Here is a 14,927-nt window from a genome sequence, read left to right as displayed (position 1 = left end):
GCCGAGCTGCACCATTCAAGTCGCTGTCCACAGGCTGTGCACAGTGTCCGGTGGCGTGTCGGCCGCACGGGGCCGGTTTGACCGGATGGCACGCGCCCGCGTACCGTGTCGAGGTCGAGATGTCGACGGCTGCTGCCGCCTGCCTCCGAACAGTCTCAGGCCGCGACAGTGATCATGTCACGTGTCGGGCGATGACGAGCCGGCTCGAGGGCGCACGGTGGCAGCCGTTCGGCGCCTAACCACCCGTGACAAATCTCCTGGAGCCCCCGAGTGAGCAAGCGCACTTTCCAGCCGAACAACCGCAAGCGTGCCAAGACGCACGGCTTCCGGCTGCGTATGCGTACCCGCGCCGGCCGTGCCATCATCACGGCCCGTCGCACCAAGGGCCGCGCACGCCTGTCCGCCTGACCACGGTGTGTGCTCGTGCTGCCCGCTGAGCACCGGCTGCGGCGGCGCGAGGACTTTGCCCGAGCGGTACGCCGCGGGCGACGGGCTGGCCGCCCGCTGCTCGTCGTACATCTGAAGAGCGGCGGTGACCCGCATGCCGCCGGGGAGGACACCTCCCCGCCGCGTGCGGGTTTCGTCGTCAGCAGGGCCGTCGGTTCCGCGGTCGCGCGCAACCTTGTCAAGCGTCGCCTGCGTCATCTCCTACGGGATCGGATGGATCTGCTGCCCGCAGGTAGCCTGGTGGTCGTACGGGCGCTGCCTGGCGCCGCGGAGGCCGGCTACGACCGGCTGCGCGATGACCTGGACGCAGCGCTGGGGCGGTTGCTGGGAAGGGCGCCGCGATGAAGTATCCGCTGCTTTGGTTGATCAAGCTCTACCAGTGGACCATCAGCCCACTGCTGGGGCCGGTCTGCAAGTACTACCCGTCGTGCTCGCACTACGGCTATGAGGCGATCCGGCTGCACGGCGCGGTCAAAGGCACGGGCCTGACCGCCTGGCGCATCCTGCGCTGCAATCCGTGGTCGCTCGGCGGAGTCGATCACGTTCCGCCCCGCAAGCATCCGGTCTGGCACCAGCGGCTGCGCAGCCGCCTGGGCAAGACGCAGCCCAAGGCCCAAGGAGCCTGATTCGTGGACACGGTCCTCAAACCTCTCTATATCGCCGTTTCCTGGATCATCGTCCAGTTCCACTCGCTGTTCAGCCTGGTCTTCGACGAGGCCAGCGGCTGGGCGTGGGGGCTGTCCATCGTGGCGCTGGTGGTCGTGATCCGTATCGCGCTGATCCCGCTGTTCGTGAAGCAGATCAAGGCGACGCGGAACATGCAGGTTCTTCAGCCGAAGATGAAGGCGATCCAGGAGCGCTACAAGAACGACAAGCAGCGCCAGTCCGAGGAGATGATGAAGCTGTACCGGGAGACGGGTACCAACCCGCTCTCGAGCTGTCTTCCGATCCTCGCCCAGTCCCCCTTCTTCCTGGCGCTCTTCCAGGTGCTGAACAAGATCGCCGGTAACAACGAGGTCGGCGTCCTCAACGCCACGCAGGTCGAGCAGGCCCGTGAGGCCCACGTCTTCGGGGCGCCGATCGCGGCCAAGTTCATGGACAGCGCGAGCAAGGTGGAGAGCCTCGGCGCCACGCTCGCCGACGTGCGGGTCGTCACCGTCATCATGATCGTGCTGATGTCGGGGTCGCAGTTCTACACGCAGCGCCAGTTGATGACGAAGAACGTCGACCTCACGGTCAAGACGCCCTTCATGCAGCAGCAGAAGATGCTGATGTACATCTTCCCGCTCATGTTCGCCGTCTTCGGCATCAACTTCCCCGTCGGCGTCCTGATCTACTGGCTGACCACCAACGTCTGGTCCATGGGCCAGCAGATGTACGTGATCAAGCGGAACCCCACCCCGGGCAGCAAGTCCTACGCGCACCTCCTGGAGCGCATGCAGAAGCACGTCATCGACCGCGGCGGCGTGCGCGGCCGCCGCGACCGCTACGTCGTCAAGCAGATGGTCGCCAAGGGCAAGGACCGCAACGACGACGAGCGGAAGTTCGTCTCGGCCCTGGCCAAGCACGACCTCCTGCCCCAGGCGGACGGCACCGTGATCAAGAGCGAGACCCCGCTGGCGGACGCCAAGCCGGGCGGCGGTGACCCCGGCCGGCGGCAGCAGCCGAAGCGGCAGTCGAAGTCCCAGCGCCGCAGCCACGCCCAGTCCGGCGGCTCCGACGAGCAGGACGAGAGCGACGCCGCGGAGCCCGAGGACAAGAAGCCCGCGTCGAGCACCGCGAAGAAGAAGGCGGGCGGCTCATCCGGCCGCGGCGGTGCGGGCGGCAACGCCCGTAACGCGAAGTCCGGTCAGCGCAAGGGGCCGCAGCGGCCCAAGCACCCGTCGAAGAAGTAAGAAGGAGTCCCCACGTGACGGACACCGCTTCCGCGACCGGCGAAGCCGGTTCGGAGATCGAGGCCCAGCCCGAGAAGACCGAGGCCACGGCCGAGGACGTCCTGACGCGGCTTGAGCAGGAAGGCGAGATCGCCGCCGACTATCTGGAGGAACTGCTCGACATCGCGGACCTCGACGGCGACATCGACATGGACGTCGAGGGCGGCCGGGCCTCGGTGTCGATCATCAGCGAGGGCTCGTCCGACCGACAGTTGCAGAAGCTGGTGGGGCGCGAGGGCGAGGTGCTGGAGGCGCTCCAGGAGCTGACGCGGCTGGCCGTGCACCGCGAGACCGGCGACCGCAGCCGGCTGATGCTGGACATCGCCGGGTTCCGGGCGCAGAAGCGGGCCGAGCTGACCGAGCTGGGCACCGAGGCCGTGGAGCGGGTGAAGGAGAGCGGCGAGCCGGAGAAGCTGCGGCCGATGTCCCCGTTCGAGCGCAAGGTGGTGCACGACGCGGTGAAGGCCGCCGGGCTGCGCAGCGAGTCGGAGGGCGAGGAGCCCGAGCGGCGCGTGGTCGTGCTCCCGGCCTGACCGAAACGTACTTGCTTCACCTCTGGGCCGGTTGACCCGACCGGCCCAGACTGCTCCCCTGTCACCTGCCGCCGCTCGACCGCCAGCGCTCCAGCGAGAGGACCTCCCCGTGTCCGATGTTGCGGATCTCCCGCCGGCGCCGGAAGCCGCCGAGAAGATCTTCGGCGGTGCCCTCCCGGACGCGGTGCGCTACGCCGAGCTGCTGGCCGACACGGCGGTGACGCGCGGGCTGATCGGCCCGCGGGAGGTGCCCCGGCTGTGGGAGCGGCACCTGCTGAACTGCGCGGTGCTCGGCGAGGTGGTGCCCGAGGGCGTCGCGGTCTGCGACGTCGGCTCGGGCGCCGGGCTGCCGGGCATCCCGCTGGCGCTCGTCCGTCCCGACCTGCGGATCACGCTCCTGGAGCCGCTGCTGCGGCGGACCCGGTTCCTCCAGGAGGTCACCGAGCTGCTGGGCCTTGAGCAGCAGGTGACGGTCGTGCGCGGCCGGGCCGAGGAGGTCCTCGGCACGCTGGAGCCCGTCCATGTGGTCACCGCGCGGGCGGTGGCCCCGCTGGACCGGCTGGCCGGCTGGGGCGTCCCGCTGCTGCGCCCGTACGGCGAGATGCTGGCGCTCAAGGGCGAGAGCGCCGAGGAGGAACTGCGCGCCTCGAAGGCCGCGCTGCACAAGCTCGGCGTCACGGAGACCGAGATCGTGCAGGTCGGAGCCGATGCGGTCGACCCCCCGGCGACCGTGGTGCGGGCCGTGGTGGGCGAGAGCCCCGGCGGTGTGCGCTTCGCCGCGAAGCGGGCGCGGGCTGCTCGGAAGGGCGGTCGCGGCGGGCACGGCCGACGCCGTTAGTCTGCTCGTATCCGAAAGAGGGCCGATCGGTCCATTAAAGCCGCCTACCGTACATACACCGGAGTGTCGCTGCGGTGGTGCCCCCGCGGGGCTGTGCATCGTGTTTCACGTGAAACATCGTTCGTTGCTCCCCGGGATCCTCAGCCGAGGACGCGGTGCCCGAGAGGCCCGCGAGTCGGCTGTGGATAAGGAATCATCCACAGGAGAACGGGCCTCGCTGGTTCGCGACCCCGAAAGCATGGCAGGCTCTGTGCAGTGCGAGTCTGAAGTCGAGGAGAGTGAATCCTTGCGGTCCGACGCCAATGTCGCGGGACCGATGGCCGATCCGGTCCCCGGTCCCCGCTCCGAATCGGCGGATGTTTCACGTGAAACTCCGCCTCCGATGGACGACACTCCGATCGGGCGTGCCGCTCAACTCGCGGTAGAGGCGCTCGGGCGGGCCGGTCAGGGTCTGCCGCGCCCTGCGCAGACCCGTGTGATGGTCGTCGCGAACCAGAAGGGTGGGGTCGGCAAGACCACCACCACGGTCAACCTGGCGGCATCGCTGGCCCTCCACGGGGCCCGGGTGCTGGTCGTCGACCTCGATCCGCAGGGCAATGCCTCGACCGCGCTGGGCGTCGACCACCATGCGGAGGTGCCGTCGGTCTACGACGTGCTGGTGGAGGCCAGGCCGCTGGCCGAGGTGGTGCAGCCGGTCCCCGATGTCGAGGGGCTGTTCTGCGCGCCGGCGACCATCGATCTCGCGGGTGCGGAGATCGAGTTGGTCTCGCTGGTGGCGCGGGAGAGCCGGTTGCAGCGGGCGATCGACGCCTACGAGCAGCCGTTGGACTACATCTTCATCGACTGCCCGCCCTCGCTCGGCCTGTTGACCGTCAACGCCATGGTGGCGGGCAACGAGGTGCTGATCCCCATCCAGTGCGAGTACTACGCGCTGGAAGGGCTGGGTCAACTGCTGCACAACGTCGACCTGGTCCGCGGGCACCTCAACCCCCGGCTCCATGTGTCGACGATCCTCCTGACGATGTACGACGGGAGGACGCGCCTGGCCTCCCAGGTGGCGGACGAGGTCCGCGGTCACTTCGGCGCCGAGGTGCTGCGGACGAGCATCCCGCGTTCGGTCCGTATCTCCGAGGCACCGAGCTACGGGCAGACGGTCCTCACCTACGATCCGGGGTCGAGCGGCTCGCTCTCCTATCTGGAGGCGGCCCGCGAGATGGCCATGCGCGGTATGCCCGTACAGGGCGAAGCTCATCACGAGCAGCACGGAGGGGCTCAGTGACGGAAAGACGCAGAGGGCTGGGCCGCGGGCTGGGGGCGCTGATCCCCGCCGCTCCCACTCCCGCCGATGACTCGGGACCGCTGGTCGGCGGCGCCACCATGTCGCCGGGAGCGGTGCCGGTCATAGTGTCGGAGCGGGCGCCGCAGCCCGAGACCCAGGGGTACGAGGAGCTGCCGCCGGAGCACGCCTACGAGGCGCCGCCGGCCGTCGAGGGTGCCGCGGAGAGCGGCGAAGTGGCCGGTGCGCACTTCGCCGAGGTTCCGCTGGACGCCATCACGCCCAACCCGCGGCAGCCGCGTGAGGTGTTCGACGAGGACTCCCTCGCCGAACTGGTCACCTCCATCCAGGAGGTCGGGCTCCTCCAGCCGGTCGTCGTCCGCCGGCTGGGCCAGGACCGCTATGAGCTGGTCATGGGTGAGCGCCGCTGGCGTGCCTGCCGTGAGGCCGGCATGGAGCGGATCCCCGCGATCGTCCGCGCCACGGACGACGAGAAGCTCCTCCTGGACGCCCTGCTGGAGAACCTCCACCGGGCGCAGCTCAACCCGCTGGAAGAGGCCGCGGCCTACGACCAGTTGCTCCGGGACTTCGACTGCACGCACGACCAGCTTGCGGACCGGATCGGCCGCTCGCGTCCCCAGGTCTCCAACACGCTGCGGCTGCTGCGGCTCTCGCCGCCCGTGCAGCGGCGGGTGGCGGCCGGGGTGATCTCGGCGGGCCATGCGCGGGCGCTGCTGTCCGTGGAGGAGGCGGGCGAGCAGGACCGCCTGGCGCACCGCATCGTGGCCGAGGGGCTGTCGGTGCGGGCCGTCGAGGAGATCGTGACCCTGATGGGGTCGGAGCCCAAGAGCGGGCGCCGGCCGAAGGCGCCACGGGCCGGCAACCGGATGTCTCCGGCGCTGACCGATCTGGCGTCCCGGCTCTCCGACCGCTTCGAGACCCGGGTGAAGGTCGACCTGGGGCAGAAGAAGGGGAAGATCGTCGTCGAGTTCGCCTCGATAGAGGATCTGGAGCGCATCCTCGGCTCGATGGCACCCGGCGAGGGCAGGGTGCTGGAGAAGAAGCTGAGCGGCGAGGACGCCGACGAGGACGAGTGACCCACTCCCCTCTCGATCCCGACGAGACAGGCCGCGGAATGAATCCGCGGCCTGTTTTGTCATCTCCGGATACGATGCACACGGGTATCGAGGGGGATGCCGGTGAAGGAGAGGATCGGGCGCCATGGGGCGAAGGCTCGTACCGCTCACCCTGGACAATCTCCCGGACGTCCCCCGGCGTTGCCGCTCGTGCGTCTTCTGGGAGCTGGATCCCGTCAACGGTGAAGCCGCCGTCAAGGCCGGGCGGCCGGAGGGGGAGAAGGAAGCCTGGATCTCCTCCGTTCTGCTGGAGTGGGGATCCTGCGGCCGGGTCGTCTACGTGGACGATGTGCCGGCCGGGTTCGTGATGTACGCCCCGCCCGCGTACGTGCCCCGCTCCCTCGCCTTTCCGACGAGCCCGGTGTCGGCCGACGCCGTCCAACTGATGACCGCGTGGCTCAACCCCGGGTATCAGGGGCAGGGTCTCGGCCGGACCATCGTCCAGACCGTCGCCAAGGATCTTCTGCGCCGGGGCGTGAAAGCCGTCGAAGCGTTCGGGGACGCCGCCTGGAAGGAACCGGCGTGCGTGCTGCCGGCGGACCATCTGGTGTCGGTCGGCTTCAAGACCGTACGGCCCCACCCCCGCTATCCCCGGATGCGGCTGGAGCTGCGCTCCGCGATCTCCTGGAAGGAGGACGTGGAGCTGGCGCTCGACAAGCTCCTCGGTGCCGCGCGGAAGGATCCGGTGCTGCGGCCCCTCTGACACCCGCCCGGCACGACGAAGGGCCCGTCCCCGCGGGGACGGGCCCTTCGTATGTCCGCGTCTGCGTTTCACGCGCCACGTTCACGTTTCACGTGAAACGAGGATCGCTCTGTCAGCCGATGAACTCGTTGAGGTCGCGCTCCAGGGCGGCCTTCGGCTTGGCGCCGACGATGGTCTTCACGACCTCGCCGCTCTGGTAGACGTTCATCGTCGGGATCGACATGATCCCGTACTTCGCGGCCGTCGCCGGGTTCTCGTCGATGTTGAGCTTGACGACGGTGATCTTCTCGGGGTTCTCCGCGGCGATGGCCTCCAGCGACGGGGCAATCTGGCGGCACGGACCGCACCAGGCAGCCCAGAAGTCCACCAGCACGGGCTTGTCGCTCTTGAGGACCTTCTCCTCGAAGTCCGCGTCGGTCGCGGTCACCGTGGCACCGGCCATGGCGTACTCCTTACGTCGTTGTGCGTTGATGGCTACTCGGTCTCAGACGGCGTCTGCGACCTTCTCCGGCTCCGCCGACTTCTCCTTGTCGGCGATCGCGGCGAGGTAGCGCTCGGCGTCCAGCGCCGAGGAGCAACCCGTCCCCGCGGCGGTGATCGCCTGGCGGTAGGTGTGGTCGACAACGTCGCCCGATGCGAAGACCCCGGTGAGGTTGGTGCGCGTGGAGGGGGCGTCGACCGTGAGGTAGCCCTCCCCGTCGAGCTCCAACTGTCCCTTGAACAGCTCCGTGCGCGGGTCGTGTCCGATGGCGATGAACAGACCCGTGACCGCGATCTCGGACTCCTCGCCGGTCCGGACGTTTCGCAGGGTCAGACCGGAGAGCTTGTCGCCGCCGTGGATGGCGGCGACCTCGCTGTCCCAGATGAACGAGATCTTCGGGTCCGCGAAGGCCCGCTCCTGCATCGCCTTGCTGGCGCGCAGGCTGTCCCGGCGGTGGACCACCGTGACGCTGCTGGCGAAACGGGAGAGGAAGGTGGCCTCCTCCATCGCCGTGTCGCCGCCGCCGACGACCACGATGTCCTGCTCGCGGAAGAAGAAGCCGTCACAGGTGGCACACCACGAGATGCCCCGACCGGACAGTTCGTCCTCCCGCGGCAGCCCCAGCTTGCGGTGCTGCGACCCGGTGGAGACGATCACGGCCCGCGCGCGGTGCACGGTGCCCGCGGTGTCGGTGACGTTCTTGATGTCGCCGGTGAGGTCGACGGCCACCACGTCGTCGGGAACCAGCTCGGCGCCGAAGCGCTCCGCCTGGGCGCGCATGTTGTCCATCAGGTCGGGGCCCATGATCCCGTCGCGGAACCCCGGGAAGTTCTCCACGTCCGTGGTGTTCATGAGCGCGCCACCGGCGGTGACGGCGCCTTCGAAGACCAGCGGTTGCAGCGCGGCGCGGGCGGTGTACAGCGCGGCGGTATAGCCCGCCGGCCCCGAGCCGATGATGATCACGTTGCGAACGTCGCTCACGGACTCTTCCTTGTCTACGACCGGCTGCCTGAAGGGGCGGGGACCGCTTGCAATCCGTCCCTCTCACCCCACCCAACGGATCCTACGGGCCGGACATTCCCGTGTGCGGGTGGGCGCGGCTCAGGGGCGCCGGAAGGTGTCGCGGTGCAGAATCTCGCCCGGCTGGTCCGGGGAGGCTGTGCAGGAGGAATCCACCACGTAGGCGTCCACTCGCTCTGGGGCGCCGGTGTGCGGCAGCACGACGACGTAGACGGGGGTTCCCTCGTACGTGTCGGTATCGGCCGCGAGCACCGCCTCCGAGCGGTTGACGGCGGCCCGTACGCACTGGGGAACCTGCGGGGCGTCGCCCTCGGCGACGAGCGGACCGTCGCCGCTGTCGGCCGTGCCCTCGCCGGCGCCACCCCCCTCCCGCCGATCCGGCTGCTCCGGCTGCTGGAGCATGCCGACGACCCGGGACTCCAGCGAGCCGGGGCTCAGTGGCCCCCGGCTTGCGTCGCTCGGCGCGGTCTTGGGGGCGTTCTCCTGGGTGTGCTCCTGGCCGGTGGCGACGTCCGCGGCCCCGCCTTCGTCGCCGCTGTCGCCGCTTCCGGGGAGCTGGACGAGGAGGACGGTCAGGGCGACGAGCGCGGCGGCCCCCGCGGCGCCGAGAACGGCGCGGGGCCAGCGCCGCGCACGCCGGCCGGGGCCGGTGGTGTCCGCGCGGTGTGCGGCGGGGCGCCGGTGCGAGCGGGCGGGCCGTGTTTCACGTGAAACAGCCTCGCGCGGCGCGGGTACGTGGGTGTCCGGCGGCTCGGTTTCACGTGAAACATCGGCGGCCGACACATCGACGGCGTAGCGCGCCTCGGCCGCCAGTGCGGCGTCGATACGCCCCGCGACCTCCGCCGGCATCGGGGCCGGCTCCGGGAGGCTGCCGAGGAGTCCGCGTACGCCGTCGAGGGCGTCCCGGATCTCGCGGCAGATGGCGCACTCGTCGAGGTGGCGGTGGAGCTGCTGGCTGCGGGCCGGGGACGTCAGGCCCTCGGCGAGGTCGGCCAGTTCCTCGACCTCCGGGTGCCCGTCATCGGCCCCGGAGGACTGCGGGGTCTGCGTCACGGCTTCTCACCTCCGCCCTTCGACGCGCGTACGTCCTTCTGCTCTGTCGTCGGTGGGACGGATGTCCCCGGCGCCGGGTTCCGTCCCCCCGCCCCGGAGCCCGCGGCGGACAGCCGCAGATGCCGTACGAGAGGGAGGAGACGGGCGCGACCGCGGGCGCAGCGACTCTTCACGGTACCCGCGGGAACGCCGAGGATGTCGGCCGCCTCCGCGACGGGGTAGCCGGCCATGTCCACGAGCACCAGGGCCGCCCGCTGCTCCACGGGCAGCGTCGCCAGCGCCTCGCGTAGCTCACGGCCGGTGTCCTCCCGTTCCGCGGGCGCCTCTGCGGACTCCTCCGGCTCCAGCAACTGCTCGAAGTGCTCGGTGTCCGCGACCGGTGCCGCGCGGCGGCTGGCGGCCTTGCGGGCCCGGTCCAGACAGGCGTTCACGGTGATGCGGTGCAGCCAGGTGGTGACGGCGGACTGGCCGCGGAAGGTGTGCGCCGCGCGGAAGGCCGACAGCAGCGCGTCCTGCACCGCGTCCGCGGCCTCCTCGCGGTCGCCGAGCGTGCGGAGCGCCACGGCCCACAGCCGGTCCCGGTGGCGCCGGACGATCTCGGCGAAGGCGTGCGGGTCCTCACCGGAGACATGGCGGGCGAGGAGTGTGCGGTCGTCGACTTCGCCGCCGCTGGCGTTCTCCAACGCCGACCCCTCCCCCTCGTCGAGTGCTTTCTGCTCAGCTCCGAATCCGGATGTCGGAGATCTTGCCACGGAAGTTGCCCTCGTTCGACGGCGGAATCTCCGTGAGCCACAGCAGAACGTACTGGGTGACGACCGGCTTGGTGGGCTTGAGCGTCAGATTGGTGCCCTTCGCGGCGTCGAACTCCTCGAAACCGGAGAGGTCCGTCGGCATCGACGCCGCGTCCTGCGGGGTGGCCATGGCGGTCAGCTTGCTGTCGCCGATGAGGGACACCTTCACGCTGCCGACGCGCTTCGGCTCACCGAGGTCCAGGACCAGCCCGACGCCGTCCTTGAGGTTCCCGAAGACCTCGCTGGTGTACCACTTGGTCTCCCAGTAGCTCGACGGGTCGGAGTCGTAGGCCGCGGCGACACTGCTCGGGGATTCGCTGCCGGTGCCGTACGGGTCGAAGTCCCGGGCGCTCTCGATCTCCACCGGCTTGCCGCCGGCCTCGCGGCCGCCGCCGGAGCCCCCGCCCCCGCCGGGCTGCGCCGCGGAGTTGCCGGTGTCGCCGTTGCGGCCGTCGTGGTTGATGAGGGCGTCGGCGAGCTGCCAGCTACCGAGGGCGAGCGCGACGATCAGCAGCACGGACACGCACCACTTCACCGCCTTCCCGGTCCGGCCCGGGAGCGCGGGCGGAGCGGGCGGCGGCACGGCGGCGGCTGCCGCCCCGGCGGGCCCGCCCGGGCGGCCACCGCTCTGCGCGTAGCCCTGCTGGTACGTCGTCTGCTGGTACGGCGCGGGCCGCGGGTACTGCGGCTCCGGGGGACGGATACGCGGCAGTTCGGCGCAGGCGGCGCTCAGCTCCGCCGGCGTCGTGCACGGCCGCGAGTGTGCCGCGGCGGCGGGGGAGCCGGCCGCCAGCGCGCGCATGGCCAGCTCCGAGAGCCCGCGATGCACCCCCGCGCGCACCTGGTCCGGGGCGATGAGGCCGACGTGCTTGGGCAGCCCCGCCAGCCCGTAGGCGTCCCCCTCGTACGGCCAGCGGCCCGTCAGCGCGGCGTACAGCAGGGCGCCGACGGCTTCGGTGTCGGTGCGCTGCGGATCGTCCGCCTCGGTGCCGTACAGCGCCGCGTGCACGGACAGCCCGCGGATGCGCCACTGCCCGCTGCCGGTCCGCAGCACGGCGGACGGCGTCAGCCTCAGGTGCGCGAGGTCCTTGCGGTGGGCCGCGGCCAGCGCCTGGGAGACCTGCGTGACGAGTTCGTACGCCTCGTGCGGCTCCATCGGTGCTCCGCCGGCGAGCAGCGTGGACAACTCGGTGGCGTCGGGGAGCCATTCGTGGACCACGTAGACGACGCCGTCCTCCTCGACGGCGTCGAGGACCTGGACGAAGCGCGGGTCGCCGATGAGGGCCGCGGCGCGCGCCGCGTCGAGGACGGCGTCGGCGTGGGCGTGCCCGGCGGCCAGGACGTGGACGCCGACCGCGCGGCGCAGCTTCTCGTCCACCGCGCGCCAACTGCTGAAGCCGTCGAGCCGGGTGACGCACTCCTCCAGCCGGTAGCGCGCGGCGAGTTTGTGGCCGCTGTGCATGTCGACGACGGGTACGCCGCCCCGTGGCGGCTCCTCGGGCGCGGGCGGCTGCGCGGCCGTGGCCTCCGCGTCGGGGGCCTCCCCGGCCGGGCCGTCCCCGGCACCGGCCTCCGTAGCGCCTGCCTCCGCGGTACCGGCCTCTGCGGCGCCGGCCCCCGGGTCGGGCGGTTCCGGGTCGGTGGCCTCGGCAGCGGGGGTCTCCGCAGCGCTTGTCGGGTCTTCCGTGTCCGCCGCGTTCGTCGTGTCGGCCGCATCGCTGCGGTCGGCCGCCGAGCCGTCGACGGCTGCCGTGCTCCGTTCCGCCACCGGCGTTCCTGCCTCCCCAACTCTCGTGTCGTGCAGCCGCGCCGTGCCAATTGTGCCCACAGCCTCACGTCATCCACGACACACGGCGATGACGGAAGGTTGTGCCCCCGGTTACCGGCCGAGGCGGCCGCGGACCATCCCCATCATCGCGTTCAGCTCCTGGATCCGCATCCGCCGGGCCGCGACGTAGAAGATCACGCCGAGGACGAGCGAGCCGGCCAGGAGCGCGGCGATGGAGCCGGTGACGCCGTCGCCCAGCTTGTTGGTCGTGGCCCACGCCGTGGCGCCGCCGGCGAGCGCCGCCGGGATGCTGGCGCCGATGAGGCGGGCGTATGTGCGGACGACGTGGGCGCCGTCCAGGTCGTTGGTGCCCATGCGCTGCTTCAGCCGCCGCCAGGCGACGCCGACGCCCACGGCGTACGCGATGCCGTAGCAGGCGGCCATGCCGATGACCGCGTGCCGGTCGGGCAGCAGGACGAAGGCGATCACCGAGCCGGTCGCGAAGACCGCGGCGACGATCAGCGTGTTGTAGAAGGGCGTGCGGGTGTCCTCGTAGGCGTAGAAGCCGCGCAGGACGACGTACTGCACGGAGAAGGGGATCAGCCCGAGGCCGAAGGCCATCAGGACGTATCCGATCGAACTGGCGGCGTCGCTGCCGACCGCGGCGAACAGCAGGGTGCACATCGGGATCCCGAGCGCGACGAGCGCGAAGGCGATCGGCACGATCGCGACGGCCGAGGTGCGCAGGCCGTGCGAGATGTCGTCGCGCACCGCCGTGGGCTCGCCGTCGGCGGCGGCCCGGGAGATGCGCGGCAGCATCGCGGCCATCACCGACACCGTGATGATCGCCTGCGGCATCTGCCAGATCAGCAGCGCGTTCTGGAAGGCCATGATGCCGGTGCCGTCGTGGCCCACCTCGGAGGCGGACTCACCGGCCCAGGTGGCGAGCTGCGTGACGACGAGCATGCCGGCCTGGTTGGCGAGGACGAAGAGGAACGTCCACTTGGCGAGCTTGGCCGCCTTGCCGAGGCCGTGGCCCTTCCAGTCGAAGCGCGGCCGGATCTTGAAGCCCGTCTGCCGCAGGTACGGGATCATCGCCAGCGACTGCACCACCAGGCCCAGCAGCGTGCCCACGCCGAGGAGCCGCACGCCCTCCGTCGGGATGGTGCTCTCGTCCATCGCCGAGGAGTCGGAGGTGCCGTACACCCACAGGAAGAGGCCGAAGGTGGCGATGATGACGATGTTGTTGAGGACCGGCGTCCACATCATCGGGCCGAAGCTGCCGCGCGCGTTGAGGATCTGCCCCATCACCACGTGGATGCCCATGAAGAAGATGGTGGGCAGGCAGTACTGCGCGAAGGTGATCGCGACCTCGTTGGACTGCGGGTTGTCCGCGATCTTCACCGACATCGCGCGGATGAGCAGCGGGGCGGCGAAGACGGCGACGAGGACCATCCCGCCGAGGATGACCGAGACGAGGGTCAGCAGCCGGTTGGCGTAGGCGATGCCGCCGTCCGGATCGTTCTTCATCGCGCGCACGAGCTGCGGGACGAAGACGGAGTTCAGACCGCCGCCGATGGTGAGGATGTAGATCATCGTCGGCAGCGTGTACGCGACCGTGTACGTGTCGCCGAGGACGGCGACGCCGAGGGCCGCGGAGATCACCAGCGTGCGCAGGAACCCCGTGATGCGCGAGACGAGGGTGCCGGCGGCCATGACGGCGCTGGAGCGGGCCAGGCTCGCGACCCGGCCGCCGCGGGCGCGCTGCGGCGGTACGGGCGCGGGCCCCGCCGGCTGCGGCTGGAGACCCATCGGGGGCGGCTGCGGGGCACGCTGGTCGCGGAAGAGGTGGGCGAAGGCGTCCGGCTCCGGCTGCGCCGGCTCGCCGGCCCGGGTGACGAGGTCGTCGACGCCGACGAACTGCGCACCCTGGTCGCCGTAGCGCAGGTGCCGCGTGGGGCCGTCGGGCTCGGGCGCGGGCGGGCCGGCCCACAGCCGGGGGTCCGGGTTGTAGTGCGGCGAGGGCGGCTGCTGGTACGGCGGCTGGGCCGCGGGCTGGCTGCCCGCAGGCGGCGGGGGGTGGGCGGCGTGGTCGTACAGCGCGTCACCGAGGGGGTCGGCGCGCTGCTGGTACGGGTCGGGGGCGTAGGCGTCCTGGAGGTACGGGTCCTGGGGGTAGGGCGGCGACGGGGAGGCCGCGGCCTGCGCGGCGTGGCCGTACGGGTCCTGGGGGGCGGCGTGCGGGTGCTGCCGGTGGCCCTGGGGGTGGTGCGGCTGCTGCGGGTGCTGCGGGGCCCGGGGGTCGGGCTGCTGGTACGGGGAGCGGGGGTCGTGCGGCGCCTGCGGGCCCGCGGGCTGGGCGTAGGGGTCCTGGCCCGGCTGGGCGGGGCGGCCGTACGGGTCGGGCGCGTGCGGGCTCTGCGGCTGCCCCTGGTGCGCGGGGGGGCCGGGCTGGGCGTACTGACCGGGGTGGCCCTGCTGGGCGGGCCCGCCGTGCTGAGGCGGCTGCGGGTAGCCGTAGTGGGGCGGCTGGCCGTGCTGACCGTGCTGACTGGGCTGGCCCTGCTGGTTGTGGTAACCGGGCTGGCCGTGCTGCGCGTACGGGTCCGGGGCCCCCGGGTGGGCCGGCGGTGCGTGCTGGGCGTAGGGGTCGGGAGCGGCGGGAGGCGCGTAGTGGCCCGGGCCGCCCTGCGCGTACGGGTCGGCGGCCGGCGGGGCGTAGTGCTCCTGCGGGTACGGCGCGTACGGGTCCTGGGCCCCCTGCGCGTACGGGTCGGGCGCGTACGGGTCGGCGTTCTGCTGGTCGGCCGGGGGCTGCGGGTGGGCAGGCGGAGGCGGCGACCCGGCGGGCGGCAGGTTCGCGGGATCGCCGGTGCCCTGACTGCGGTCACCGTCGTACGGCGCGTTCATCGACACCCCACAAGGGTCATGGCCGGCCTGGAAACGG

Annotated in this window: 15 protein-coding genes; 9 read left to right on the top strand and 6 right to left on the bottom strand. The window is 71.4% G+C overall.

Annotated elements, in window-relative coordinates; genetic code table 11:
* Positions 1 to 270 precede the first annotated feature (270 nt).
* The 9 genes from rpmH (at position 271) to QBL21_RS35085 (ending at position 6,867) form a co-directional block, all read left to right on the top strand.
* Positions 271 to 408 (top strand): 50S ribosomal protein L34, encoded by a 138-nt coding sequence (gene rpmH, locus QBL21_RS35125; RefSeq protein ID WP_027773413.1) that lies wholly within the window; start codon positions 271 to 273, stop codon positions 406 to 408.
* 15 nt (positions 409 to 423) lie between these two features.
* A complete protein-coding gene (rnpA, locus tag QBL21_RS35120) occupies positions 424 to 792 on the top strand; it encodes a ribonuclease P protein component (protein ID WP_407566246.1) in 369 nt (122 codons plus the stop codon).
* Positions 789 to 1,073 carry a membrane protein insertion efficiency factor YidD gene (gene yidD / locus QBL21_RS35115; protein WP_018838819.1) on the top strand — a complete coding sequence of 95 codons (285 nt, stop codon included), beginning with the start codon at positions 789 to 791 and terminating at the stop codon, positions 1,071 to 1,073. The genes rnpA and yidD overlap by 4 nt, the downstream gene beginning before the upstream one ends.
* Before the next feature lie 3 nt (positions 1,074 to 1,076).
* Positions 1,077 to 2,342, top strand: coding sequence for a membrane protein insertase YidC (gene yidC / locus QBL21_RS35110; RefSeq protein WP_407566245.1), 1,266 nt, complete (start codon positions 1,077 to 1,079; stop codon positions 2,340 to 2,342).
* Between the two features lie 56 nt (positions 2,343 to 2,398).
* Positions 2,399 to 2,914, top strand: coding sequence for a protein jag (locus QBL21_RS35105; protein ID WP_407566677.1), 516 nt, complete (start codon positions 2,399 to 2,401; stop codon positions 2,912 to 2,914).
* A 109-nt stretch (positions 2,915 to 3,023) separates the two neighbouring features.
* Positions 3,024 to 3,752, top strand: a complete 729-nt coding sequence (rsmG, locus tag QBL21_RS35100; protein ID WP_407566244.1) for a 16S rRNA (guanine(527)-N(7))-methyltransferase RsmG — start codon at positions 3,024 to 3,026, stop codon at positions 3,750 to 3,752.
* A 238-nt stretch (positions 3,753 to 3,990) separates the two neighbouring features.
* Positions 3,991 to 5,031, top strand: a complete 1,041-nt coding sequence (locus QBL21_RS35095; protein ID WP_407566243.1) for a ParA family protein — start codon at positions 3,991 to 3,993, stop codon at positions 5,029 to 5,031.
* Entirely contained in the window at positions 5,028 to 6,125 is a 1,098-nt protein-coding gene (locus QBL21_RS35090; RefSeq protein ID WP_407566242.1) for a ParB/RepB/Spo0J family partition protein, read from the top strand. The genes QBL21_RS35095 and QBL21_RS35090 overlap by 4 nt, the downstream gene beginning before the upstream one ends.
* A gap of 124 nt (positions 6,126 to 6,249) precedes the next feature.
* On the top strand, positions 6,250 to 6,867 hold the full coding sequence (locus tag QBL21_RS35085) for a GNAT family N-acetyltransferase (protein ID WP_407566241.1): 618 nt from the start codon (positions 6,250 to 6,252) through the stop codon (positions 6,865 to 6,867).
* A 112-nt stretch (positions 6,868 to 6,979) separates the two neighbouring features.
* Here the strand turns inward: QBL21_RS35085 and trxA are convergent, their stop codons facing one another.
* The 6 genes from trxA to murJ form a co-directional block, all read right to left on the bottom strand.
* Positions 6,980 to 7,339 (bottom strand): thioredoxin, encoded by a 360-nt coding sequence (trxA, locus tag QBL21_RS35080; RefSeq protein ID WP_407566676.1) that lies wholly within the window; start codon positions 7,337 to 7,339, stop codon positions 6,980 to 6,982.
* Positions 7,340 to 7,351: 12 nt separating this feature from the next.
* The gene (gene trxB / locus QBL21_RS35075; RefSeq protein ID WP_407566240.1) at positions 7,352 to 8,329 is read right to left on the bottom strand and encodes a thioredoxin-disulfide reductase; all 978 of its coding nucleotides are present in this window, start codon (positions 8,327 to 8,329) and stop codon (positions 7,352 to 7,354) included.
* 120 nt (positions 8,330 to 8,449) lie between these two features.
* Positions 8,450 to 9,421: a hypothetical protein gene (locus QBL21_RS35070; protein WP_407566239.1), complete on the bottom strand. Its 972-nt coding sequence runs from the start codon at positions 9,419 to 9,421 to the stop codon at positions 8,450 to 8,452.
* On the bottom strand, positions 9,418 to 10,104 hold the full coding sequence (gene sigM, locus QBL21_RS35065) for an RNA polymerase sigma factor SigM (protein WP_407566238.1): 687 nt from the start codon (positions 10,102 to 10,104) through the stop codon (positions 9,418 to 9,420). Before sigM ends, QBL21_RS35070 begins: the two co-directional genes overlap by 4 nt.
* Positions 10,105 to 10,138: 34 nt before the next feature.
* Complete coding sequence (locus tag QBL21_RS35060) at positions 10,139 to 11,980, bottom strand: protein kinase family protein (protein WP_407566237.1); 1,842 nt, start codon at positions 11,978 to 11,980, stop codon at positions 10,139 to 10,141.
* A gap of 111 nt (positions 11,981 to 12,091) precedes the next feature.
* Positions 12,092 to 14,890, bottom strand: coding sequence for a murein biosynthesis integral membrane protein MurJ (gene murJ, locus QBL21_RS35055; protein ID WP_407566675.1), 2,799 nt, complete (start codon positions 14,888 to 14,890; stop codon positions 12,092 to 12,094).
* Between the last annotated feature and the right edge of the window lie 37 nt (positions 14,891 to 14,927).

The sequence above is a fragment of the Streptomyces sp. 184 genome (genome assembly GCF_045781775.1).
GTDB lineage: Bacteria > Actinomycetota > Actinomycetes > Streptomycetales > Streptomycetaceae > Streptomyces.
This window is presented reverse-complemented; position numbering and strand designations above follow the sequence as displayed.